The 24,638-nt window shown below is 37.6% G+C and carries 20 protein-coding genes and 1 other annotated feature; of the genes, 3 read left to right on the forward strand and 17 right to left on the reverse strand.

The window, feature by feature from the left end; genetic code table 11:
- Positions 1-164: 164 nt before the first annotated feature.
- The 3 genes from U473_RS08335 to U473_RS08345 all read left to right on the forward strand — a co-directional run bounded on the left by U473_RS08335 (position 165) and on the right by U473_RS08345 (position 3,835).
- On the forward strand, positions 165-1,391 hold the full coding sequence (locus U473_RS08335; protein ID WP_153012082.1) for an MFS transporter: 1,227 nt from the start codon (positions 165-167) through the stop codon (positions 1,389-1,391).
- Between the two features lie 92 nt (positions 1,392-1,483).
- On the forward strand, positions 1,484-1,756 hold the full coding sequence (locus U473_RS08340) for a hypothetical protein (RefSeq protein WP_068725264.1): 273 nt from the start codon (positions 1,484-1,486) through the stop codon (positions 1,754-1,756).
- An 81-nt stretch (positions 1,757-1,837) separates the two neighbouring features.
- Positions 1,838-3,835, forward strand: a complete 1,998-nt coding sequence (locus tag U473_RS08345; RefSeq protein WP_068725265.1) for a tripartite tricarboxylate transporter permease — start codon at positions 1,838-1,840, stop codon at positions 3,833-3,835.
- A gap of 125 nt (positions 3,836-3,960) precedes the next feature.
- On the opposite strand, the gene U473_RS08350 is transcribed toward U473_RS08345, so the two are convergent.
- The 17 genes from U473_RS08350 to U473_RS08435 all read right to left on the reverse strand — a co-directional run bounded on the left by U473_RS08350 (position 3,961) and on the right by U473_RS08435 (position 24,540).
- Entirely contained in the window at positions 3,961-4,935 is a 975-nt protein-coding gene (locus U473_RS08350) for a tripartite tricarboxylate transporter substrate binding protein (RefSeq protein WP_082732451.1), read from the reverse strand.
- Positions 4,936-5,049: 114 nt separating this feature from the next.
- Entirely contained in the window at positions 5,050-5,661 is a 612-nt protein-coding gene (locus U473_RS08355; protein WP_068725267.1) for a YitT family protein, read from the reverse strand.
- A gap of 170 nt (positions 5,662-5,831) precedes the next feature.
- Positions 5,832-6,923, reverse strand: coding sequence for a 3-isopropylmalate dehydrogenase (leuB, locus tag U473_RS08360; protein ID WP_068725269.1), 1,092 nt, complete (start codon positions 6,921-6,923; stop codon positions 5,832-5,834).
- Positions 6,916-7,413 carry a 3-isopropylmalate dehydratase small subunit gene (leuD, locus tag U473_RS08365; protein WP_068725272.1) on the reverse strand — a complete coding sequence of 166 codons (498 nt, stop codon included), beginning with the start codon at positions 7,411-7,413 and terminating at the stop codon, positions 6,916-6,918. The genes leuB and leuD overlap by 8 nt, the downstream gene beginning before the upstream one ends.
- The gene (leuC, locus tag U473_RS08370) at positions 7,414-8,694 is read right to left on the reverse strand and encodes a 3-isopropylmalate dehydratase large subunit (RefSeq protein WP_068725274.1); all 1,281 of its coding nucleotides are present in this window, start codon (positions 8,692-8,694) and stop codon (positions 7,414-7,416) included.
- A 26-nt stretch (positions 8,695-8,720) separates the two neighbouring features.
- Entirely contained in the window at positions 8,721-10,277 is a 1,557-nt protein-coding gene (locus U473_RS08375; RefSeq protein ID WP_068727568.1) for a 2-isopropylmalate synthase, read from the reverse strand.
- Positions 10,278-10,299: 22 nt separating this feature from the next.
- Positions 10,300-11,292 (reverse strand): ketol-acid reductoisomerase, encoded by a 993-nt coding sequence (gene ilvC / locus U473_RS08380; RefSeq protein ID WP_068725277.1) that lies wholly within the window; start codon positions 11,290-11,292, stop codon positions 10,300-10,302.
- 88 nt (positions 11,293-11,380) lie between these two features.
- Positions 11,381-11,854: an acetolactate synthase small subunit gene (gene ilvN, locus U473_RS08385; RefSeq protein WP_068725279.1), complete on the reverse strand. Its 474-nt coding sequence runs from the start codon at positions 11,852-11,854 to the stop codon at positions 11,381-11,383.
- A complete protein-coding gene (gene ilvB, locus U473_RS08390; RefSeq protein WP_068727569.1) occupies positions 11,854-13,584 on the reverse strand; it encodes a biosynthetic-type acetolactate synthase large subunit in 1,731 nt (576 codons plus the stop codon). The genes ilvN and ilvB overlap by 1 nt, the downstream gene beginning before the upstream one ends.
- 122 nt (positions 13,585-13,706) lie before the next feature.
- Positions 13,707-15,374 (reverse strand): dihydroxy-acid dehydratase, encoded by a 1,668-nt coding sequence (gene ilvD, locus U473_RS08395; protein ID WP_068725281.1) that lies wholly within the window; start codon positions 15,372-15,374, stop codon positions 13,707-13,709.
- 106 nt (positions 15,375-15,480) lie between these two features.
- Positions 15,481-15,738, reverse strand: a binding site (T-box leader).
- Between the two features lie 298 nt (positions 15,739-16,036).
- Complete coding sequence (locus U473_RS08405; protein WP_068725286.1) at positions 16,037-16,954, reverse strand: RluA family pseudouridine synthase; 918 nt, start codon at positions 16,952-16,954, stop codon at positions 16,037-16,039.
- A gap of 19 nt (positions 16,955-16,973) precedes the next feature.
- Positions 16,974-18,386 carry an NADP-dependent phosphogluconate dehydrogenase gene (gene gndA / locus U473_RS08410; RefSeq protein ID WP_068725288.1) on the reverse strand — a complete coding sequence of 471 codons (1,413 nt, stop codon included), beginning with the start codon at positions 18,384-18,386 and terminating at the stop codon, positions 16,974-16,976.
- Positions 18,387-18,772: 386 nt separating this feature from the next.
- Positions 18,773-19,819 carry an aldose epimerase family protein gene (locus U473_RS08415; protein ID WP_068725290.1) on the reverse strand — a complete coding sequence of 349 codons (1,047 nt, stop codon included), beginning with the start codon at positions 19,817-19,819 and terminating at the stop codon, positions 18,773-18,775.
- Between the two features lie 18 nt (positions 19,820-19,837).
- Positions 19,838-21,328 (reverse strand): UDP-glucose--hexose-1-phosphate uridylyltransferase, encoded by a 1,491-nt coding sequence (galT, locus tag U473_RS08420; protein ID WP_068725293.1) that lies wholly within the window; start codon positions 21,326-21,328, stop codon positions 19,838-19,840.
- A gap of 13 nt (positions 21,329-21,341) precedes the next feature.
- Positions 21,342-22,331: a UDP-glucose 4-epimerase GalE gene (galE, locus tag U473_RS08425; protein ID WP_068725295.1), complete on the reverse strand. Its 990-nt coding sequence runs from the start codon at positions 22,329-22,331 to the stop codon at positions 21,342-21,344.
- Positions 22,328-23,518, reverse strand: a complete 1,191-nt coding sequence (locus U473_RS08430; RefSeq protein ID WP_068725297.1) for a galactokinase — start codon at positions 23,516-23,518, stop codon at positions 22,328-22,330. The genes galE and U473_RS08430 overlap by 4 nt, the downstream gene beginning before the upstream one ends.
- A 35-nt stretch (positions 23,519-23,553) precedes the next feature.
- Positions 23,554-24,540, reverse strand: a complete 987-nt coding sequence (locus U473_RS08435; protein WP_068725299.1) for a LacI family DNA-binding transcriptional regulator — start codon at positions 24,538-24,540, stop codon at positions 23,554-23,556.
- Positions 24,541-24,638 lie beyond the last annotated feature (98 nt).

The raw sequence follows: 24,638 nt of genomic DNA on the forward strand, positions 1-24,638 counted from the left end.
ACCATGAAAAGAACCTGACAAACGAATTGTCAGGTTCTTGTTTTTATATAGGATTTTCATCTATTTTAAAGAATATTTTTCTAGTATCTTTGAAAAAATAGTATCGTGCTTCAACTAAGAATGAAGGATGTGTTTTAAACTTGTCCTCCCAAAAACCAACTGGAATGACCGTTTTAGCCATTGGGTCCATTCCTCTTATTATGACATTAGGCAATTCTATGTTAATTCCCATATTACCGAAAATGAAATCAGAATTGGACTTATCCCAATTTCAAGTCAGCTTGACAATTACCGTTTTTTCTATAGCGGCAGCGATTACAATACCCATCTTAGGTTATCTATCTGACCGACTTTCTAAAAAAACAATTATCTTACCGGCTTTATTTCTTTATGGATTGGGTGGATTTTTAGCTGGAGCTGCGGCAGCTTGGTTTACTAAGCCATTTTTTTGGATAGTAATGGGACGCGCTTTACAAGGCATTGGTGCAGCTGGAACGGCTCCAATTGCCATGGCATTAACAGGTGATTTGTTTAAAGGTGGGGCACAGAGCAAAGTACTTGGCCTTGTAGAAGCTTCCAATGGATTTGGAAAGGTTCTATCCCCTATTGTCGGTTCCTTATTAGCTTTAATTTCCTGGTATGCCGTTTTTTGGGCTTTCCCGGCATTTTGCTCTGTTTCTATTCTATTAACCTGGATTTTCATTAGAGAAAATCCCAAAAAACAACCTCCTCCTTTAGGACAGTATGTAAAAGGATTATTTTCTGTCTTTAAACATGAAGGAAGATGGCTATTTGTTACCTACCTAGCAGGTGCTACAGGTCTTTTCACATTGTTTGGAATCCTTTTTTATTTATCGGACACTTTGGAAAAAAAATATCATATTGATGGGGTTATTAAAGGTCTCATTCTTGCAATCCCCTTATTATTTATGATGACGACAGCATATATCACAGGTAGCAAAATTAAGAAAAAATTTTATCTGATGAAATCTTTAATTGTTATCGGATTAATTTTAATGACGATTTCTTTTGCTACGCTTATCTTTTTCACAAAACTCATCCCTTTTATTGCTGTATTAGTGATCAGCAGCGTTGGTACCGGAATGGTTCTCCCCTGTTTAAATAGCTTTATTACAGGTTCTGTGGAAAAAACAAGAAGAGGGTTCGTTACCTCTTTATATGGATCAGTTCGCTTCTTAGGAGTTGCTTTTGGCCCTCCAGTTTTTGGTTGGTTGATGGAATGGTCAAGAACAGGGATGTTTTTAAGTACAGCAGGTTTAACATTCATCGTTGCTATTTTATCTTTGGCCATGATTCATGTAAAACCACAATCCCCTTCATCAGAAGAGATTGAAAGCTTGTTTCAAAAATTAAAAATTCATTTTGAATAAAAAATAAGGTAAGAAATACACTACCAAAAGTCGCTGCTTATGGAATATACAAACTCCCAATAAACTTGCAATAGAAAAAGGAGGAAAATATTTTGCAAATCTATTTCTCCCCAGAATTGATTGCACAAGATACCCAAATTTTAAATATCGTAGACCAAAACCAAAAAGCGGTGGGATTTGTAACCATCATTTTCAACCAAAACAAAATTTACGTTCATGGAAACCTTGAAGAAGGTGGGGTTGAAGGAGATTTTAAGGATCTGATTAAGCCTTACTTAGGAGGATTTAAAAAAGTAAAGTCAGAGGCTGATATTTATGCCTATTTATCGGTAGGAGGGAAAAAAATCCAATTGGAAGAAAATTAAAAAACACTTCCCAAAAAATAGGCACACTCCTGCTTTTCTAGGTGAATATCCTATCCCTGAACAGTATATGGGGGTGTAACAATGGATATTTTTCTACAACTTTTTGAACCAGTAAATCTTTTTGTCATGGCAATCGGTGTTTTGCTTGGCATCATTATTGGTGCTCTACCAGGGCTTACTCCAACAATGGGTGTGGCGATGGCGATTCCCTTTACATTCTCTTTGCCTGCTGAATATGGGCTGCTTTTATTAGGTGGCATATACAGTGGTGCCGTGTATGGTGGTTCTATTCCTGCCATCTTGTTTAATATTCCCGGTGCTCCTGCTTCTGTTGCCACAACCTTTGAAGGATACCCAATGGCACAAAAAGGTGAAGCGAAAAAAGCACTAGAGCTTTCTACAATTTCCTCGACAATAGGTGGAATACTGGGAATGCTCCTTTTATTGTATTTCGCACCTGTTTTCTCTGATTTTTCCTTACGTTTTGGAGCCACTGAAAATTTTTGGATCGCCATTTTTGGAATTACCATCATTGCAGTGATTTCTGATGGTTCAAGTATTAAAAATATGATCGGCGGTGCGGTTGGGATTCTCATTTCTATGATTGGGATTCATTCAATGACTGGAATGCCTCGTTTTACGTTTGGCATGAGTTCTTTTGTAGGAGGATTAAATGTCGTTTCCATTTTGATTGGACTCTTCGCCTTTCCTCAAGCATTGCGCTTAATTGAAAACTTGAGAAATCATCAACAAGGAAGCCAAATTTATCGATATTCTAGTTCAAAAAAAACTTCGCTTCTTTCTTCTTTTGCCGATGTCTTTAAAAACCTTAAAGCATTGTCACTAGGAAGCATTGTAGGGCTGATTGTTGGCGTTGCTCCAGGTGCAGGTGGAAATGTTGCAAGCATTATGGCTTATAATGAACTAAAGCGATTCTCGAAAAATAAAGAAGCCTTTGGCAAAGGAAATAAAGAAGGCATTATCGCATCGGAAAGTGCCAATAACGCTGAAGTTGGCGGTGCACTGATCCCCTTATTGACATTAGGGATTCCCGGATCACCCACATCAGCCATTTTTTTAGGTGGATTAATGATCCATGGAATTTGGCCTGGTCGGGATTTATTCGTCCAACATGCAGAGGTTGCTAATCTATTCCTTTATGGCATGTTAGTGATTCAAATTCTTCTCTTGTTGATTGGGTTGATTGCAATTCGTTACTTGAGTAAGTTGGTGAACGTCCCCAATTATTTTATGGCCCCGGTGATTATCTCTTTCTCCATCATTGGCGCCTACACAACTCAAAATAACACCTTCGATATTTATTCCATGGTGATCATTGGAATCTTCATGTATCTCTTTCAAAAATTCGATTTTTCCCCTGCTCCAGTTGCTTTAGGATTTATCTTGGGGCCTATTGCAGAAGAGGGACTTCTACAAGGCATAGCCTTAGGGGAATCCGATGGATCTATTTTTCACTATTTCACCACAGGAATTTATAATTGGATACTCATTTCCCTCACCATCTTAACCATATCCTATTCCTTATGGCAATCTTTTAAGAAAAAAGATCGTATAAAGGAAAAAAGAGACATTTCCTTTTCACTGGATTCACTTCTTACCTGGCAAGGAATTTCATGGTTAATTTTTAGCGTACTCACATTAGTTGCTATTTACAATGTTAGGTCATTAGCTTTTGAAATGAAGCTCTTCCCACTGATTACACTATCTTTACTGCTTCTTTTTAATATGATTCAGATTGTGAAATTGATCTTAAACTCTCATATCAAAAGGATAACCGATCATGAGCGAACCCCATTAAATACCATCTATTTTTTAACGTTTATTTCTGTCATTAGCTTATTAACGGATATTTTAGGTTTCTATACTCAAGTCTTAATTTTAATGATTTCTGTTCCATTTTATGTATATTTACAAAGAAAAAGAATTACCAATCTCTATCAGATTATGTTTATCTCTACTTCCTTTACTTTAATCATGTATCTGGTTTTTTCAGGTTTGATCAAAGTACCTCTCCCAAGTGGCTTGGCACTAAACTTATTAAACTTCTTTTTAAGGTAAGTGAAAACCCACAAAAGCAATGACTTCCTTCGAACATATTTCGATTATTTTTGTGGAATCTCATAAATAATGAAAGAAAATTTAAGAGGAAAGCAATAGTTGATCTTTCCTCTTTTTATTTCTTACTACTCATTGATATTAACGCTTTTGATTAATTTTTCATAAAGGCCTTTTCTCATTTCAAATTCTTTCTTCACTTCTTCATGGTTTAAAATCAATAAATCAGCGCCGGCCTTTTTCATATCCTCTAAGAAATTAGGGTCTTTCATGATTTGCAAAAATCCTTCTTCTAGTTTTTTAATGATCTCTTCTGGTGTACCTTTTCGTGCAGCAATCCCTCTGTCTGTACTTATGATCACTTCTGGATAACCTAATTCAGTAAAAGTAGGAACATTGGAAACTAATGGATGCCGTTCTTTTGTTGCAATCGCTAAAATTCGTACTTGATCCCCTAGACGATACATATCCGATAAGTTGCCAGATACTAAATCCGTTTGTTTTCCTAGTAACGCTGCAATCGATTCCGAAGCACCTTTATAGGGAATATCTTTTAAATCAATGGATGCAGATTTTTCTAATAATAACATTCCCATATGTTGCCCTACAAATTTTCCCGCCGTTCCTACTGTAAGAACCCCTGGAGATTTTTGTGCTTTTTCGATCAGATCTTTAAGATCCTTGATTGGACTATCTGGCGTTACGACAAAAACCGTTGGATCTTGGCCCCAGTTAATAATTGGCTCAAAATCATCTACTGAAAAAGCCGTTTGACCAACAAGAGGTTGAGTAATGATATGGGGTAAATTATAGGCTGTTAAGGTATATCCATCTGGTGAAACGGTTGAGAAGGAATTCCAACCGACAGATCCTCCACCTCCCGGTTTATTTACGATCACTAATTCTTGCCCTAAATATTTACTTGCATATTTGGAAATGATTCTCGCTTGAGTATCTGTTGCAGCACCAGGTGTGAAAGAAACAATCAATTGAATCGGCTTATTTGGAAAATTATCTACGGTACCATTTGAATTAGAGCATCCACTAACGATTGTAAGGACCAGTATCAAAACAATAGAAATCATAAACAGTTTGAACTTCACATATCAACACCTCTTCTTTAATGTGTCAAATGGTTTGTATATTCCAAAAGCAGTGGCTTTAGGAATATACAAACTTATTACATCCTATGATATGTATCCGCCCATTTTTTGGTGTTATTTCTTACGAATATTTATAGATTGAATCACTACAACATTAGGATGAAGGGTGAAATGATAAATAAAATCAACGATTTTCCCTACAATCCATTGGGAAAGAATCGCCTGAATAATGATTTGCCAAGCAATAATGGATGCGGTAAGAAGAAAGATCGATCCATTGATCCAAAAAAGCGGTTTTCCTGGCGTTGTGTTCCTATATTTTGCGATAATTAAAGCAAGAACACCTACACCACCATTAGAAACTCCTTGTCTTAACAAAATCCCTACACCAAACCCTAAGATGATGGATCCAATGAAAAGATCACCCCAAACATTGGTATATTCCCTTAACCATGGTGCATCAAATAGATGAATGGTTAAAGATGCTACTGAAATGCTGTATATGGTACCAATCGCACTAGAACTCCCTAACCATTTTATCCCTGCAAGGAGCATTGAAAAATTAACAAACCATAAAGCAAATCCTACAGGAACTTGAAACAAATAATTGAGTAGAACTGCTAACCCCCCTGCCCCTCCGGATGGAATGTTATTTGGAAATAGAAAAACATCCATCGCGATTCCTTGGATGATCGCGCCAATCGTTATTATAGTATAAGTTTTCATAGCTTTTTCCTCATTTTCTTTTAATGGTAAAGAAAGTCCTTTGGTTCAATATCCATTCTATGTAGACAAGGGGACTACCATAACCTTTAGCGTTTAAAAAAAATACCCTAAGAAGTTAGGGTAAAAAGATTCTATAATTATTTTTACAATGGACTCAATAAACTCAGAAATTAAGAGATAAACTCCCCTTTTAGCACTTGAACTACTAAATCCCCCATTTCTTTTGTCCCTGTAAGTTTAGTGGATTCTATTTTATTTGTAGCTAAGTCTTTTGTACGATAACCTGCTTGCAAAACATGATCCACGGCTTGCTCAATTTGTGTAGCGGCTTCATTCATATGAAAGGAGTATTTTAACATCATGGCTAATGACAAGATTGTGGCTAAGGGATTAGCAATGCCAAGTCCCGCAATATCTGGAGCAGAACCATGAATCGGTTCATACATGGCCACTTTTTCAGTTCCGATGCTAGCAGAAGGAAGCATACCGATCGAGCCAGTTAACATTGCTGCTTCATCACTTAATATATCACCAAACATATTTTCAGTCACAATCACATCAAATTGTTTAGGATTACGAATCAGTTGCATGGCACAATTATCTACCAACACATGCTGCACCTCTACTTCGGGATATTCTTTAGCCATGGTATTGACGATCTTTCGCCATACTCTTGAGGACTCTAGAATATTTGCTTTGTCAACAGAGGCTAGCTTTTTGTTCCTTTTCATCGCTGTTTCAAAACCAAGGCGAATAATTCGCTCCATTTCTTCTTCGGTGTAAGTGAGCGTATCTGACACTTTGATTCCTTTTTCAGTCATTACTTTTGTTCGCTCACCGAAATAAATTCCTCCCGTTAATTCTCGGATTACTAGTAAATCTACTCCTTGAATCACTTCAGGTTTAATCGTTGATGCTTCAACCAGAGGGTCATATACTTTCACTGGACGAAGGTTGCTAAATAGCTTTAATTCCTTTCTTAAACCAAGTAATGCTTTTTCGGGTCTACTTTCACCAGGTAGATCATCCCATTTTGGGCCACCAACAGCTCCTAATAAAACAGCGTCGCTTTGTAAACAATGTTCAAGAGTAGTATCTGGTAATGGCTCTCCAAAGTGATCAATCGCATAACCACCAACAGGATATTCATTCACCTCAAAGAGCATATGATATTGTTCCCCAATTACTTTTAATACTTTTAGCGCTTCTACCATAATCTCTGGTCCGATTCCATCTCCAGGCAATACTGCGATTTTAGGCATTCATAATCCTCCTTTTCACGTAGGAAATCAATCCACCAGCATTGATTAATTCTTGCATAAATTCAGGAAAAGGTGTAGAAGAATAGCTTTTTCCCTTTGTTACATTTTGAATCAGTCCTGTCTCAACCTCAATTACAAACTGATCCCCTTCTTCTGCTTCTTTGGCTGCTTCAGGTGACTCTAATATAGGTAAGCCTATATTGATCGCATTGCGATAAAAGATTCGTGCAAAGGATTCTGCAACCACACAGGAAATTCCTGCAGCTTTAATTGAAATCGGAGCATGTTCTCTAGAACTACCGCAACCAAAGTTTTTGCCAGCCACAAGAATATCCCCTTGTTTTACTTTTTGCGAAAAGGCGGCATCTGCATCCTCCATACAATGAAGAGCTAGCTCTTCAGGTGAAGTTGAATTTAAATATCTAGCAGGGATAATGACATCAGTATCTACATCATCTCCGAATTTCCACACGTTTCCTTCCAATCGCATTTAGGCCACCTCCCCTGGTTTTATAACTTCTTCTGGACTAGCAATTCTTCCTTTCACTGCCGAAGCTGCTGCCACATAAGGACTTGCTAAATATACCTCAGATTCAGGATGTCCCATCCTTCCGACAAAGTTCCGATTTGTTGTAGAGATCGCTCGCTCCCCTTTTGCTAGAATTCCCATGTGACCACCTAAACAGGGTCCACAGGTTGGGGTGCTAACAGCAGCACCAGCAGTAATAAAGATTTCAATTAATCCTTCTTTCATCGCTTGAAGGTAAATATTTTGGCTTCCAGGGAAGACGATTAAACGTACATTTGGGTTCACCTTTTGTCCTTTTAGTACCTGTGCAGCAGCACGTAAATCTTCTAATCTACCATTTGTACAAGAACCAATCACCACTTGATCCACCCAGATTTCCCCTACTTCACTAATCGGATGAGTATTTTCTGGTAAATGTGGGAAGGCAATCGTTGGTTCGATTTTAGATACATCGAAATCGTACTCTTCAATATATTTTGCATCGACATCACTATAGAACAATTTGAATGGTCGTTTAGCTCGATCTCTTACATAATGAAGAGTCACCTCGTCAGGTTCAATCAATCCTACTTTTGCCCCTGCTTCAATCGCCATATTTGACATGGTAAAGCGATTATCCATCGAAAGCTTTCGAATGGTCTCCCCTACAAATTCCATTGCTTGATATCTAGCACCATCTACGCCTATTTTTCCTATGGTGTGTAAAATTAAATCCTTTCCTCCAACAAATGGATTAAGTTTTCCATGGTAATGGAATTTGATCGTTTCAGGAACTTTGAACCATGTTTCCCCTGTGGCCATAGCTGCAGCCATATCTGTACTTCCTACACCAGTGGCAAAAGCACCTAATGCCCCGTATGTACAGGTATGGGAGTCAGCCCCAATTACAATGTCCCCAGGAAGGACGAGACCTTTTTCAGGTAAAATAACATGTTCAATCCCCATTTCACCAATCTCGAAATAGTTCTTAATTTGTTTATCATAAGCAAAATCGCGCATTTGCTTAGATAATTCTGCTGATTTTATATCTTTGGCTGGAACAAAATGATCGGGTACAAGCACCACTTTCTCCTTATCAAAGACTTCGTTTACACCTAATTTATTAAATTCCTGAATAGCTACAGGTGCTGTGACATCATTTCCTAATACAACATCTGTTTTTACTTTGATGAGTTGCCCTGGTTCTACTTCTTTCAAGCCAGCTCCATTTGCCAATAACTTTTCTGCTAATGTCATCCCCATCTTTATCTCTCCTATCCATAGTATTTTTATCCGATTTCTCTTTGAGCAACATTTAGATAGTCCAATCGACCTTTTTTGTGAATGGCACGATTCATGGCATCAATATATGCTTTAGCACTTGCCTCCACGATATTGGTTGACATGCCTCGACCAGAAAAAAGTTCACCTTGATATTCTACTTTGATATGAACACTTCCAACTGCATCTCTTCCGTAGCCCACAGACTTAATTTGATAATCTTTTAAATGAATGGTAAGTTCAGATACACGATCAATAGCGTTATAGACTGCATCGATAAGTCCATCTCCGCGAGCTGCTTCCTCCTTATATTCGCCATTAGGTAGCTTAACACGCACCATTGCTGTAGAAACGGCAGTATCGCCTGCAATGTGAAGATAATCTAACTGATACTCTTCCTCTTTTTTGCTTTCTTTTAATTGTTGTTCATCGATAATCATCATTAAATCATCATCGATAATCTCTTTCTTTTTCATCGTGAGCTCCTTAAATTTTTGAAAAGCTACATTTACTTGCTCATCCGTTAAAGTAAAACCAAGCGCAACCAATCTTTCTCTAAAAGCATGACGGCCAGAATGTTTTCCTAAAACGAGTTTATTACTTGGAAATCCAACAACCTCTGGTCGAATAATTTCATAGGTTAATCTTTCTTTTAGTATCCCATCTTGGTGAATTCCAGATTCATGTGCAAAGGCATTTGCACCAACAATCGCTTTGTTTCCTGGAACGATCATCCCTGTAAGTTTACTTACTAATTTACTAGAACGTGCAATTTGTTCTAATTGCATATTGGTGGTTGCGTTAAAATAATCCTTCCTAGTGTATAAAGCAGTAGCCACTTCTTCTAGTGCGGCATTTCCTGCCCTTTCACCAATTCCATTGATCGTTCCTTCGATTTGATCAGCTCCATTTTCAATTGCTGCTAGGGTATTGGCAACAGCTAGCCCTAAATCATCATGACAATGGGCACTAAACCATACTCGATCACTGTTAGGAACCTTTTCCTTAAGATATTTGAACATGGCTCCATATTCATTTGGCATCATGTATCCTACTGTATCAGGAATATTGACAATCGTTACCCCTGCATCAATAATGGCTTTAGTAAATCTAGCCAAAAACTCTAATTCACTTCTTCCAGCATCTTCAGCAGAAAATTGCACATTTTGGAAATATCGCTTTGCGTATTTCACCATCTCAACAGCTGTCTCTAATACCTCATCAGGAGATTTACGCAATTTATATTGCATATGGATAGGCGAGGTGGCAATAAACATATGAATTCTCGCATCTTCTGCATGTTTAATTGCCTCATAAACAGAGTCAATATCTGTCTTTGTCGCCCTTGCAAAACCAACAATCGTTGCTCCTTTAACCTCATCTGCGATTTTTTTTACAGCTTGAAAATCTCCTGGTGATGCAATAGGAAACCCTGCCTCTATTGCATCAACCCCTAATCGAACCAACTGTTTGGCAATCTCCTTTTTCTCACTTTCATTCAAATTAACACCTGCTGATTGCTCTCCATCCCTTAATGTTGTATCAAGCACCTTAACCTTTCGCATTTGAGGTCCCCCATTTCCCATTTTATTTTTTCACCTTGACAAAAGGCATCATTTCTCGTAGCTTTGTTCCTACCTGTTCAATCATATGTTCCTGTTCCTTGCGATTGATCGCATTAAAAACTGGTCTTCCCACCTGATTTTCCAAAATCCAACTCTTTGCAAACTCCCCATTTTGGATTTCGCTTAATACCTTTTTCATTTCTTTTCTAGTCTCTTCAGTAATAATCCGTTTTCCTGTCATGAAATCTCCATATTGTGCTGTATCGCTAATGGAATAACGCATATAGCTAAGTCCGCCTTCATACATCAAATCAACAATCAGCTTTAATTCATGCAAACATTCAAAATAGGCAATTTCTGGCTGGTATCCTGCATCTGTTAAGGTATCAAAACCTGCTTTGACTAATTCAGTAACTCCACCACATAATACCGCTTGTTCTCCAAAAAGGTCTGTTTCTGTTTCTTCTTTAAACGTGGTTTCAATTACTCCTGCTCTGGTACAACCAATTCCTTTGGCATAAGCTAAAGCAACTTCCTTCGCTTGCCCTGAGGCATCTTGATAAACAGCTAGTAATCCAGGAACTCCAGCGCCTTGTTCATAGGTTCGACGTACCAGATGGCCTGGGCTTTTTGGTGCCACCATAATAACATCATGTTCTGAAGATGGCACAATTTGGCCGTAATGAATATTAAACCCGTGGGAAAAAACCAAAGTTGCGCCTGGTTTCAAGTTAGGCTCTACCTCTTCTTTGTACACGAAAGCTTGACGTTCATCTGGAAGCAGAATCTGGACAAGATCTGCTAAGGCTACCGCATCACTAACCGTATAAACTTCAAATCCATCTTTCTCTGCCTGTGTCCATGATTTACCTTTCCTTAAACCAATCACAACGTGAAATCCACTATCCCGTAAATTTTGTGCTTGTGCATGACCTTGACTACCATAGCCAATCACCGCAATTGTTTTCCCTTGTAAAACTTCCAAATTAGCATCTTGATCATAGTACATTTTCATCGTTTTTTCTCCTCCTAGGTATTTAATATTTTTAATATTCAGATAATGTAAATTGTAAGTATATATCTTTCATATGGATATTTTCCTTTTAACCTCTTTGAATTGCAGCAAATCCTGTACGTACCAAATCTTTAATTCCATACGGACGAAGCAATTCAATCATGGCGTTCAATTTATCTTCATCCCCTGTTGCCTGAATGGTAATCGTATTATGAGATACGTCTACAACTGTTGTTCGAAATGGCTCAACTAAATTGGTGATTTCCGGCAATGAAGCAGGATTTGCTCTCACTTTTACCATGACCAATTCCCTTGTCACAATCGGTTCATTCGTAATATCCATCACCTTATGAACATCAATTTGCTTATGCAACTGTTTCTTCACTTGTTCAACCAATGATTGATCGCCATGGACTACAATCGTCATTCGGGATAAGCCTATTCCTTCTGTCCTTCCAACAGTAATCGAATCGATATTAAACCCCCTTCGGTTAAACATCCCTGCAATTCTTGTTAACACACCAGCTTGATCATTGACGATAATCGATAAAGTATGCTTCATTAGAAATCATCCCCTTCCATCGCTTCATCCAAAGAAGCTCCAGCAGGAACAAATGGAAAAACATTTTCTTCATTTTCAACTATAAAATTCATCACAACAGGTCCAGGATGGTTGAATGCTTTTTCAATCACTTCAGTTACTTCTTCTTTCTTCGTTGCCTTCAATCCGAGAATCCCATAAGCATCTGCAAGTTTAACAAAATCTGGATTCGTAATGGTTGTAGAAGAATAACGTCGTTCATTAAATAGCTCTTGCCATTGCCGTACCATGCCTAAAAAAGAATTATTCATAATCGCTAACTTAATCGGGATATTTTCTTGTGCAACTGTCGCCAACTCTTGAATATTCATTTGAATGCTTCCATCACCTGAAATACAAATCACTTGTTTATCTGGATGAGCTAACTGGGCACCGATTGCTGCAGGTAAGCCAAACCCCATCGTTCCAAGACCACCTGAAGTTAATAGGGTTCTAGGTTTTTCGAATTTAAAAAATTGTGCCGTCCACATTTGATGTTGCCCAACATCGGTAGAAACGATTGCATCCTGACTCGCAAAATCGGATAATCGTTCAATGACATATTGAGTTTTTATTCGTTCTTTAGAATCCCTGTATCTTACTGGTTTTTCCTTTTTTAATTGTTGTAGATGTTCGATCCAATCGCTATGATGAAGGTGTTTTGTTTCTTTGACCAATTTTTGTAGTACACGTTTCACATCACCAACTAGTGGTAAATGTGCAGTAACCACTTTGCCAACTTCTGCTGGATCAATATCGACATGAATCAGTTTTGCTTTTGGTGCAAATCTTTCAATTTTTCCTGTCACACGATCGCTAAATCTCATACCAAAAGCAATGAGTAAATCCGCATTTTGAATCGCATGATTGGCAGTTACGGTTCCATGCATTCCAGGCATCCCTAACCATAGAGGATGGCTTGCAGGAAACCCTCCTATTCCCATCAGTGTGGTGGTTACAGGAATCTGTAATTTTTCCGCAAATTGAAGCAGTTCCTTAGAAGCATTGGAAAGAATGACTCCCCCACCAGCTAGGATAAGTGGCCTTTTCGCTTGTTGAATCGTTTTGATTACTTTCGTCACTTGACTAGGATTTGGATCAACTGTGGGTTGGTAGCTAGGAATATGAACCGTTTCTGGATAAACAAATGGTGCTGACTGAACCGAAATATCTTTTGGGATGTCGATTAAAACAGGACCTGGACGACCTGTCCTAGCAATGTAAAAAGCTTCTTTTAAGATTTTCGGTAAATCTTCTATTCTTTGTACTAAGTAGTTGTGCTTGGTTATTGGCATCGTAATCCCTGTAATGTCTGCTTCTTGAAAAGCATCTGTTCCAATGTATGAGGTTGGAACCTGACCAGTTATTACGACAAGTGGAATAGAATCCATAAATGCGTTTGTAATTCCTGTTACTAAATTAGTGGCACCAGGGCCAGAGGTGGCTATACAAACCCCAACTTTTCCCGTTGCCCTCGCATAACCATCGGCTGCATGGATCGCACCTTGTTCATGCCGGGAAAGGACATGCTTTAAACCAGAATCATACAATGCATCATAAATGGGAATAACCGCCCCACCAGGATAGCCAAACAGGACATCAACTCCTTCTTGTTTTAAACACTCAACCACCATCTCCGCACCCGTTTTCATCACGATTACCGGTTCCTCTACCAATTGCTCCTCTACATGCTGATAGGCTTCTGCTCGCATTTTCTCTCCACCTTTCTCTCCATTTTTAATAAAGAAACTAAACCTCTCTTTCCCATATTCCTGGCCCCCGCAAAAGTAATCGGAGTTCGCTCCGAAGATAGTTGTCACTTTTATGGGAAATTTTAATACTTCCAAACTGCCCCTGTATTTGCTGATGTGACGTATTGTGCGTAGCGTTTTAAATATCCTTTTAAGTCCTTCTTGACATATGGGTTTTCTTTTAAACGATTCAATCGACTTTCCATTTCTTCTTCGCTTAATTCAACTTCAATTTTTCGGGCTGGAATGTCGACGGAAATGATGTCTCCTTCTTCAACTGCTGCAATTGGACCAAAGGCAGCTGCTTCCGGTGAAACATGGCCAATCGATGCACCGCGTGTTGCTCCTGAAAACCGTCCATCCGTAATCAAGGCGACACTTGAATCTAATCCCATACCTGCCAAGGCAGAAGTAGGAGTTAACATTTCTCTCATGCCTGGACCCCCTTTTGGCCCTTCGTAACGGATGACAACGACATCCCCTGAATGGATTCTTCCACCCATAATTGCTTCTACTGCTTCTTCTTCCCCGTTAAATACTCTTGCTGGGCCTTGATGAACTAACATTTCTGGTGCAACAGCTCCTTGTTTTACAACTGCCCCATTTGGAGCTAGATTACCAAAAAGAAGGGCCAATCCTCCTGTTTGTGAATAAGGATCTTCTACAGATCGGATGACATCTTTATTTTTTACCTCCATCTTCGAAATCGTTTCTTCTAAGGTTTTTCCTGATACAGTAAGCACTTCTTTATTTAAATACCCATGATCCATCAATTCTTTCATCACTGCAGATACCCCACCAGCCCGGTCTAAGACTTCCACATGATTAGAACCAGCAGGACTTAATTTGCAAAGTTGCGGGGTTTCAGCAGAAATTTGGTTAATTTCTTCTAAGGTGAGCTTTACTCCCATTTCATGGGCAATCGCTAACACATGAAGAACTGTATTGGATGACCCTCCCAAAGCCATATCTACTTTTAATGCATTTTCAAATGCTGCTTTGGTCATTATCTGACTTGGACGAATGTCTTTTTCTACTAATTCCATGATTTTCATCCCAGCGTATTTGGCTAACCGATCTCTTGCTGCCATCACAGCAGGAATCGTTCCATTTCCAGGTAACGCCATTCCAAGGGCTTCTGTTAAACAATTCATTGAATTTGCTGTAAACATTCCTGAACAGCTACCACCACCTGGGCAAGCACTTTCTTCTAAAATCTGTAATTCTTCTTCTGACATTTTACCTGCTTTTACTGCGCCAACCGCTTCAAAAACAGTAGATAAGTCTACATATTGTTCTCCAACTTGGCCAGCTAACATCGCGCCACCGCTTAAAATGATGGAAGGAAGGTTTAATCTTGCTGCAGCCATTAACATACCTGGAACCACTTTATCACAGTTTGGCATTAAAACTAGACCATCGAATTGATGTGCAGACACTACTGTTTCAACACTATCTGTAATCAATTCACGACTGGCTAAAGAATACTGCATTCCCGTATGGTTCATCGCAATCCCATCACATACGGCAATCGTATTCACTTCAAATGGAGTACCGCCCGCCATTCTAATTCCTGCTTTCACTTCTTCAGCTAACCGACGTAAATGTTTGTGACCGGGCACGATCTCACTAAAGGAATTCACTACACCAATCAGTGGTTGTTGTAGCTCTTCATCGGTAATCCCCATTGCTTTAAACAAAGCTCTGTGTGGTGCTCTTTCAATTCCTTTTGTTACTTTATGTGAATTCATCTGTTTTCTTCCTCCCTCGCTTTAGTTTGTTTAGCTTGTATATTCCATCATTGCTTTTGGAATATACAAAAAAGACTCCATTCCAAATGACATGAATTTTCACATCATTTGGGACGAAGTCTTCGTGGTACCACCCATCTTCGCTTTCCTTTTCACAAAGGAAAACCTCGATACGTGCAGTAAAAGATTGCACGTCATGGCGTAACGGCCAAGGCCGAACTTTATTACTGTGATCTATATCGATCAGTTCACAAAGTTGATTCAAAGGTGAGTTCGCAAAGGGGTTACGGCTAAGATCTCAGCTTTCCTTAGCTCTCTGAACATAACGGTTTCCTTTGTTACTTGTCCTTATCATCATCTTTTTACGTATTGCTTAACAACTGCTTTAATTTTTTAAAGTGTTATTGGAATTATAATGCCGTATAATTTACATGTCAATTGCTTTTTTTCTGAATTTTCGTTCTTGTAAATTTTTGAAAACGCTTAACCAATTGCCATTGTTGGACTTTTTGGTTTAAAAATTTTTTTTTAATTTTTATCTGAATTTCGTTTAAGAACATTGAAAACGCTTTATTTTAGCCTGTTTTACGTTATGCCAAATCAAAATGCTCCTACCTAGGTAGGAGCATTTTTTCCCTTTTTATTTATTTTTTTAATCTTATCTAATTTTCATTTTTAAGTTCTCGAATCAGATTTTTTATATCTTCAGGTATAGGGGCTTCAATCTCAATTTTTTCGTGAAGAAATGGATGATTAAAGCTTAACTTTACTCCATGTAAAGCTTGGCGATTGATTCCCTTTTTCAACCCCCCATAAAGAGTATCCCCAAACAATGGGTGGCCAATATACTCAAGATGAACACGAATTTGATGAGTTCTTCCTGTATCTAGTTGAAGTTTAACCATTGATGCATGTTCAAAGGTTTCGATCACCTGGTAATGAGTGATTGCAGTGTCACCACCCGTTGATACTCTGCGACGTGTAGGATGATGACGATCTCTCCCTATAGGCAGATCAATGGTTCCTTTAGGAGGATTAGGAATTCCTGAGATAATGGCTAAGTACTCCCTCTTAATTTTACGTTCCCTTAAGTCTTCATCTAAAATCGCTTGAGCTAAAGCATGCTTCGCCACTAAGATTGCTCCTGTCGTATCCTTGTCCAAACGATGAATATGCCTTACTTTGGTTTGCAAACCTTGCGTTTGGTAATAAAAAGCAATTGCATGAGCCAATGTTCCTTTTTGGCTTGGATCTGTTGGATGAACAGAAATTCCACTTTGTTTGTTCACAACTAAAACATGATCGTCTTCGTAGAGAATGTCGATTGGAATTGGCTCTGGTTCTAGCCCGTAATTCTCTCGTTCAAAAACTTTTATCTGAAGCCGATCCCCTGGTTTTAGTCTGTAAGCTAGAAAGCTCTTTTTTCCGTTCAGCTGAATACCATTTCGATGTGTTAATTTTTGAACCATTCTTCCAGAGATTTGTAAGTTGGTTTTACACACTTCTTCGATCGTTTTCCCATGCTCTTGATTAGAAACGCGAAATTCCAACCATTCGCCTTTTCGTTGAATTGCCGACATTCTATAACAACATCCTCATCTATTTTTCTAACCATTCTGTATGGAAGGTACCCTCTTTATCGATTCGTTGATAGGTATGAGCTCCAAAATAATCCCTTTGGGCTTGAATTAAATTAGCTGGTAGTCTCTCAGTTCTGTAGCTGTCATAATAAGCGATTGCGCTCGCAAAACCTGGTGCGGGAATTCCATTTAATACAGCAATCGATACCACTTTTCTTAAAGAATCTTGATAACTCTCAAGGATCTTTTGAAAATAAGGAGCCAATAATAAATTTTCTAATTGTGGATTCTGATCAAATGCATCTTTTATATTCTGTAAGAATTTCGCCCGAATAATGCAACCACCGCGCCAGCCCATAGCGATTTCTCCAAATTTTAAATTCCAATCATATTCTTTAGACGCGGCTTTTAATTGGGCAAAACCTTGTGCGTAAGAAATAATTTTGCTTGCATATAAAGCTCTTCTAATGTCTTCAATCCATTGCGTTTTATCTTCTGATAACGGTTCTCTCTTTGGACCATTTAAAATTTTACTAGCCTTGATACGTTCATCTTTAAGTGCTGAAATAAAACGAGCAAATACAGACTCTGTAATGACTGGAAGGGGAACTCCTAAATCAAGAGCACCTTGACTTGTCCATTTCCCTGTTCCTTTTTGTCCTGCTGCATCCATAATCATATCTACTAGGGGTTTACCTGTTTCTTCGTCGATTTTGGTGAAAATATCTGCTGTGATTTCAATCAGATAACTATCTAACTCTCCTTGCTTCCACTCAGAAAATACTTGATGCAGTTCGTTTGCATCTAATTGTAAAAGTTCTTTTAATAAATGATAAGATTCACTAATCAGTTGCATATCACCATATTCAATTCCATTATGCACCATTTTTACATAATGACCTGCACCATTAGGGCCAATATAGGAACAACAAGGTTGGCCATCCACTTCTGCAGCGATGCTTGTTAACATAGGCTCTACTAATTTATAGGCATCTTCTTGCCCCCCTGGCATAATTGCAGGGCCTTTTAATGCCCCTTCTTCTCCACCGGAAATACCTGCGCCAATAAAGCGTATTCCTGCTGCTTCTAACTCTTTATTTCGTCTAATGGTGTCCATAAAATAGGCATTTCCACCGTCAATCAGAATGTCCCCTTTTTCTAGATGGGGCTTTAGTTGATTGATCGTTGCATCAGTTGGTTCTCCTGCCTTGACCATAATAATAATTTTTCTTGGTTTTTCTAAGGATTCAATAAATTCTTCAATACTATATGTACCAATAAGGTTCTTTCCTTTTGCCTCTTTTACTAATTCATCTGTTTTTTCACGAGAACGATTATATACAGATACGGAAAATCCTTTGCTCTCAATATTTAAGGCTAGATTCTTGCCCATAACGGCAAGACCTACCACACCAATTTGCTGTTTTGCCATTTGCTTGCTCACCTTTCTTTATCAACTTTTTCCTATTTTGTAGGCTACCCTTCAACATGAAATGTATTCCATTTTTATAAACCCTATTTTATACTATCTCTTTTCATCCTTGGTTTCAATTGGGCAAGTATTCAATCTAACCAAAAGAAAAAAGGATGGCTCCAATCAGCTAAAGTAGGTAGCACATCCTTCCGGGAGGGGCAACCTGTCCTTGTCCCTTCCCTTCTCTATTCATATTATACAATATTAAAATTATGCATAAAAGTTTTTGAAGAAAAGATTTCAAAAACGGCTCAAAACAAAAAAAGAAACCCTCTTTATGAATAGAACGGATAAAGCAGCATGCTGATAAGTGTGCCACTTTATGTGACGAAAATTAAATCCAACTAGTTTGTCTTAAATTTGTATTTTGTAACAGATCGATATATTTCATCTTTCTCAACTATTGTTGATGGAAAATTGGGATGATGAATAGCATCTGGTAGACCTTGTGTTTCAAGACATAAACCAAGATAACGTTGTGCTATTACATCTCGTATCGTAAAATCTTCTGATAATTGATTACCAGTATAAAGGACAACCCCCGGTTGATCTGTTTCAATGATTAAAGCCCTACCACTTTCAGTATCCTGTAAATATATTTCACCATTATTATTTTCTGATAATAGGAATGGATGGTCATAACCATTTCCAGCTAATACATTTTGCTGATCTTTTGATACAACTCCATCCCGTATTTTTCGTCCTGTTCTAAAATCAAAAACTGTATTTTCTACAGGGAGTATCTCTCCAGTAGGTAGCAACTGTTCATCCAATTCAACAAATCGATCACTCTTCAATGTTAATATATGATCAAGAATGTTTCTTTTTAGATTCCCGCTTAAATTAAAGTAAGAGTGATTCGTAACATTGATTACCGTTCTTTGATCACTTATTCCTTCATATGCAATGACTAACTCATTACTATTATTTAGTGTATATATCACTTTCATTTGCAAGTTCCCTGGATAGCCTTCTTCTCCGTCCTTGCTGATATATTGAAATACTAGACTGACATCATCTTTATTTTCTTTTACCTCTACATGCCATATTACTTTGTCAAATCCTTGTAACCCACCATGAAGATGGTTACCATTATCGTTCTTTGCTAAATGATAGATCCTACCATCTAATTCAAATTCCGCATTTTTAATTCTACCAGCATGTCTACCCACGATTGCACCAAAATAAGGGGAATGCTGTACGTATTCGTCAAGTGTATCAAAACCTAAAACAACATTTTCAATTGTACCAAAGCGGTCAGGTATCATAATACGAGTAATGATACATCCATAATCAATACTGGTTACTTCCATACCATGATCATTGATTAGTGTAAAAGACCTAACGATCTGCCCGTCCAACTCTGCAAATTTCTCATGTACTACCTTCATGCTCAATACTCCAATCGATTATAATTGTTCAATAAACCGTTTGAAAGCTTTTTGCCCCACTTCATCTCGTTTAAATACTCCTGCATCTTCCAGACACTTTAGAAACTTAAATCCAACCTCTTTTTTCAATATATCCTTTACTGTGTCACTAGTAATTGATGCAGCATATTGTTCTTTAATCTCCTTAGCCCATTGCATATGATAGTCTTTCACCTGATGTGGTATTCCCAATAAGAACTTTTCTATTTCAACTAACTCTGTTGCTAAACGTGCAGGTAAAACAGCTAAGCCCATGACCTCAATCAAACCGATGTTTTCTTTTTTAATATGGTGTACATCTTGGTGTGGGTGAAATATACCAAGCGGATATTCCTCACTTGTACGATTATTTCGTAAAACAAGATCAACCTCGTATTGACCATTACGTTTGCGGGCAATCGGTGTAATGGTATTGTGCCTTGTTTCGTTTGTATAAGCGATGATATTTACTTCTGGATCACTATAATTTACCCATTTTTCCAAAATCACGTTGGAGGCATCAACAAGCTCTTCCTTATCTTTTCCCCTTAAACGAATTACTGACATTGGCCATTTAATGACAGAAGCTTGAATAGATGGATAATTACTTAACGAAAATGTATAATCATCAACCGCCTTTGCCATTGCAAATTCATAATTTCCAGCTTGATAATGATCATGAGATAAGATTGAACCACCCACAATCGGTAAATCTGCATTTGAACCAATAAAATAATGAGGAAATTTTTCGACAAACTCCAATAGTCTTTGAAATGTCCCTCTATCTATCTTCATATCCCTATGTTCACCAGATAGAATAATACTATGTTCATTGTAATAAACATATGGGGAATATTGGAAAAACCAAGGTTCCTCTGATAATTCAATTGGTATGATTCTGTGATTTGAACGAGCAGGATGGTTAATCCTCCCTACGTAGCCTTCATTTTCAATACAAAGCAAACATTTCGGATATTTAGTAGAAGGGATTTTCAGTTCCCGTTCTCGTACGATCTGTCTTGGGTCTTTCTCTGGCTTAGATAAATTAATCGTAATATCTAGTTCTCCAAAGGGTGTTTCTGTAACATAATTTATATTTTTTGCTATACTCTTTGTTTGAATATAGTTGCTATTTCTGCTTAACTTGTAAAAATAATTTGTTGCTTCAGCAGGATCTTTACTGTATTTTCCGTAAAATTCCTTATTTACGTCTGAAGGTCTTGGCAAAAATACATTCATGATCTTCGCAGACAAGATTTCTTTTTCTGCTTGCAAATCATCAACTATACCTTTCTTTACTGCAAAATTAACGATCACATCCAATAAACCAGGGATATCTAGATCAATATCCAGTTTTACTTCCTCTGGAAAGTCATTCAATGCAAGTAAAGATAAAATTTGGTTTCGTGCATAGATTTCATCTTCTATATTTATTAATTGAACAGAGAGAGCCTGTGTGACAAGTGCCTGTATAGCTGAATATATTTCCATATAACATCCCCTCCTAATCATTAAAACCGTTAGGATGTGATTGATGCCAATTCCATGCGTCTTCAATGATTTGATGAATCGATGTTCTTTGGGGATTCCAACCAAGAATTTTTTTAACCTTGTCAGACGAAGCAATAAGTCTGCTAGGATCGCCAGCCCTTCTTGGTGCAACTTTTGCTGGAATTGGATGTTGAGTTACGGTACGAACGGCTTCAATGATCTCTTTTACTGAAAACCCTTTACTACTTCCAAGATTGAAAATATCGCTTTTCCCTCCATTTTGTAGGTAATGAAGAGCAAGGATATGTGCATCGATTAAATCCTCAACATGAATATAATCACGGATTCCTGTTCCATCGTCTGTATCATAATCATCACCAAAAATAGAGATATATTCACGTTTGCCTAAAGCAACTTGTAGAATCACTGGAATAAGATGTGTTTCCGGATGATGGTCTTCGCCAATCTCACCTGTTGGTCTAGCGCCTGCTACGTTAAAATAACGTAAGGATACATATTTTACTCCATGTGCAGCATCACACCATTTGAACATTTTCTCCATCGTTAATTTCGTTTCCCCATAGGCATTTGTGGGAACGGCTAGAGTATCTTCTGTAATAGGCATCACCTCTTGTTCCCCATAGGTAGCAGCACTCGATGAAAAGACAATATTCTTAACACCATATTCCACCATTACTTCTAATAATACTTGTGTGCCATATACATTATTGTCAAAATACTTCAATGGTTTTTCCATTGATTCTCCAACGAGTGAATTTGCAGCAAAATGGATAACACCATCGATCTTTTCATTTTCAAATACATGGCGTAAAAATTCTTTGTCGCGAATATCCCCTTGATAAAATTTAGCTTTTGGATGAATCGCTTGTCGATGTCCTGTTTGTAAATTATCTACAACCACAACTTCAACATTTTGGTCAATTAACTTATAAACGGCATGGGAACCGATATATCCAGCACCACCAAGTACTAAAATACTCATAGTCCAACCTCCATGGTAATTTCTTTTGTACCATCGCCAATACTTGCTACATAAAATGTGGCCTCATAACCAATTTTTTCTTTATATTTTTTTCCTACTTCTTGAATAAATGTTTCGATTTCATCATTTTCAACAATCGCAATTGCACAACCTCCAAATCCTGCGCCTGTCATCCTTGCCCCTAATACTCCTTTTTGTTGCCATGCCGCTTCTACTAATGTATCCAGTTCAACCCCCGTTACTTCATAATCTTCTTTTAACGATTGATGAGATGCATTCATTAATTGGCCAAAGCTCTCAATATTTCTATTTTTCAATTCATGAAGGGCCTTTATCGTTCGTTGATTTTCATAAACTGCGTGCTTAGCTCTTCGTCTTAGAACGTCATCTTCAATTAACTCTTTGTGTTGCTCAAATTCCTCTTCTGATAAATCACCTAATGTTTGTATCGAAAGTTCTTTTTGAAGCTGAGAAAGTGCTAGTTCACATTCACTGCGACGATCATTGTATTTCGAATCCGATAATTCTCTTCTTTTATTTGTGTTCATGATGATAATTTGATGATTTGTCAGATTTATTGGTGCGTATTCAAAGTGTAGGGTATTCGTATCTAGGAAGATTCCATTGTTCTTTTTACCCATTCCAATTGCAAACTGATCCATAATACCACTATTTACACCAATAAATTCATTCTCCACTTTTTTCCCGAGTTTTACTAAATTGATTTGCTCAATATTAAAAGCAAACATCTCATTGACCATGACTCCAATTAACATCTCAAGAGAGGCAGATGAAGAAAGACCAGCACCATTTGGAATGTTTCCATAAACAAGAACATCAAGTCCCGTTGAAAGTGTCCAGCCTGATTCTTGAATATAGCGAATCATCCCTTTTGGGTAATTGGCCCAACCATGATCTTTTTTATAATCTAAATCATCCAGATTAAATTTGATGACTCCTGTTTCTGAGAAATTCATAGAATAAAGATGTATAGACTGATCATTACGTTTTCTAGCTATTCCGTATGTGCCATAGGTGATCGCACAAGGAAAAACATGGCCACCATTGTAATCGGTATGCTCACCAATTAAATTAATTCGGCCTGGTGAGAAGAAAGCGCGGATTTCCTCGCTTTCTCCTTTTAGAAATATTTCATAAAATTTATTAACTAGTAATTGAATATCCATAAAAACAACTTCCCCTCAATTATCTTGATGGTATCTTAAAAACTACTATTTCGTTTAATTAGTTCGGTTGCTATGAAAACCTTTTTTGCTATCTTTCGTCCTGATATTCTTTCCATCAATAAATCAACTGCTGTTTCTCCCATGATCTCCGTATAAACTTTTAATGTTGTTAATGAGGGATAAATATATTTAGATACACTAATATCATTAATTCCAATAATGTTTACTCGTTCAGGAACAGAAATATTCTCCTCAAGCAGAGCTCGTAATGCGCCAATAGCGATTAAATCATTTCCTACAAAAAAGGCTGTTGGCAGGTTTTCTCCATGATCGTGAATTGCCTGCTTCATCATTTTATACCCATCATTCACTGTAAAGGTTTTTATATACATGTAATTTTCATCAAAAAGGTTAAGCTCTTGCATGTATGAACGAAACGTCTTATCTCGAAGATCTTCAATTTCTGCTGACCCATCTTTGAATGTTTCTCGGCCACCAATATAGCCAATCTTCTGGTGCCCCTTTTCAATTAAATAATTGATTATTTTTTTGGTTGCAACTTCAAAGTCAACAACAACCGAATCATAGGCATCCTCGTCAGGGCTATAATCAACAAATACAATATGATCTGTAATTTCAGCCAGTGTCGCCACTTGATTTTCACTGAATTTACCTACTGCAATCATTCCTTGTATCTCTTCTTGTTTTATCTCCTCTAAATTGTTATAAAAATATTTAACAACTTGGATGTCTAATTGTTGACAACGTTGTTCAATCCCAAAGCGGATAGACATATAATATAAATCTTCTAATTCTTCCTTTTCGGTATACCAATGAATCATTGCAATTTTTGCTGTTGAAGTTCTAACTGATCTTTTTTTATAGGATAGCTCTTCAGCCACTTCAAAGATTTTCTTCCTTGTTTCATCAGTTACCGATAACGTTGCGTCGTAATTTAACACTCTAGAAACAGTTGCAATGGAAACTCCTGCTTTTTCTGCAATATCCTTAATTGTAGCCATCCAAGCTCCTCCTTTCTTTGTTTATATTCCGATTTTCTATTAAAAATATTATACCATTATTTAATAAAATTTTACTAAAAATTTTATTAAATTCTTTA

The organism is Tepidibacillus decaturensis (genome assembly GCF_001561915.1).
GTDB lineage: Bacteria > Bacillota > Bacilli > Tepidibacillales > Tepidibacillaceae > Tepidibacillus_B > Tepidibacillus_B infernus.

Coding starts and splice junctions, on each gene's coding strand:
- U473_RS08335 (WP_153012082.1), top strand. CDS start 165: ATGACCGTTTTAGCCATTGGGTCCATTCCTCTTATTATGACATTAGGC.
- U473_RS08345 (WP_068725265.1), top strand. CDS start 1,838: ATGGATATTTTTCTACAACTTTTTGAACCAGTAAATCTTTTTGTCATG.
- U473_RS08355 (WP_068725267.1), bottom strand. CDS start 5,661: ATGAAAACTTATACTATAATAACGATTGGCGCGATCATCCAAGGAATC.
- leuB (WP_068725269.1), bottom strand. CDS start 6,923: ATGCCTAAAATCGCAGTATTGCCTGGAGATGGAATCGGACCAGAGATT.
- leuD (WP_068725272.1), bottom strand. CDS start 7,413: ATGCGATTGGAAGGAAACGTGTGGAAATTCGGAGATGATGTAGATACT.
- leuC (WP_068725274.1), bottom strand. CDS start 8,694: ATGGGGATGACATTAGCAGAAAAGTTATTGGCAAATGGAGCTGGCTTG.
- U473_RS08375 (WP_068727568.1), bottom strand. CDS start 10,277: ATGCGAAAGGTTAAGGTGCTTGATACAACATTAAGGGATGGAGAGCAA.
- ilvC (WP_068725277.1), bottom strand. CDS start 11,292: ATGAAAATGTACTATGATCAAGATGCTAATTTGGAAGTTTTACAAGGG.
- ilvN (WP_068725279.1), bottom strand. CDS start 11,854: ATGAAGCATACTTTATCGATTATCGTCAATGATCAAGCTGGTGTGTTA.
- ilvB (WP_068727569.1), bottom strand. CDS start 13,584: ATGCGAGCAGAAGCCTATCAGCATGTAGAGGAGCAATTGGTAGAGGAA.
- ilvD (WP_068725281.1), bottom strand. CDS start 15,374: ATGAATTCACATAAAGTAACAAAAGGAATTGAAAGAGCACCACACAGA.
- U473_RS08405 (WP_068725286.1), bottom strand. CDS start 16,954: ATGTCGGCAATTCAACGAAAAGGCGAATGGTTGGAATTTCGCGTTTCT.
- gndA (WP_068725288.1), bottom strand. CDS start 18,386: ATGGCAAAACAGCAAATTGGTGTGGTAGGTCTTGCCGTTATGGGCAAG.
- U473_RS08415 (WP_068725290.1), bottom strand. CDS start 19,819: ATGAAGGTAGTACATGAGAAATTTGCAGAGTTGGACGGGCAGATCGTT.
- galT (WP_068725293.1), bottom strand. CDS start 21,328: ATGGAAATATATTCAGCTATACAGGCACTTGTCACACAGGCTCTCTCT.
- galE (WP_068725295.1), bottom strand. CDS start 22,331: ATGAGTATTTTAGTACTTGGTGGTGCTGGATATATCGGTTCCCATGCC.
- U473_RS08430 (WP_068725297.1), bottom strand. CDS start 23,518: ATGGATATTCAATTACTAGTTAATAAATTTTATGAAATATTTCTAAAA.
- U473_RS08435 (WP_068725299.1), bottom strand. CDS start 24,540: ATGGCTACAATTAAGGATATTGCAGAAAAAGCAGGAGTTTCCATTGCA.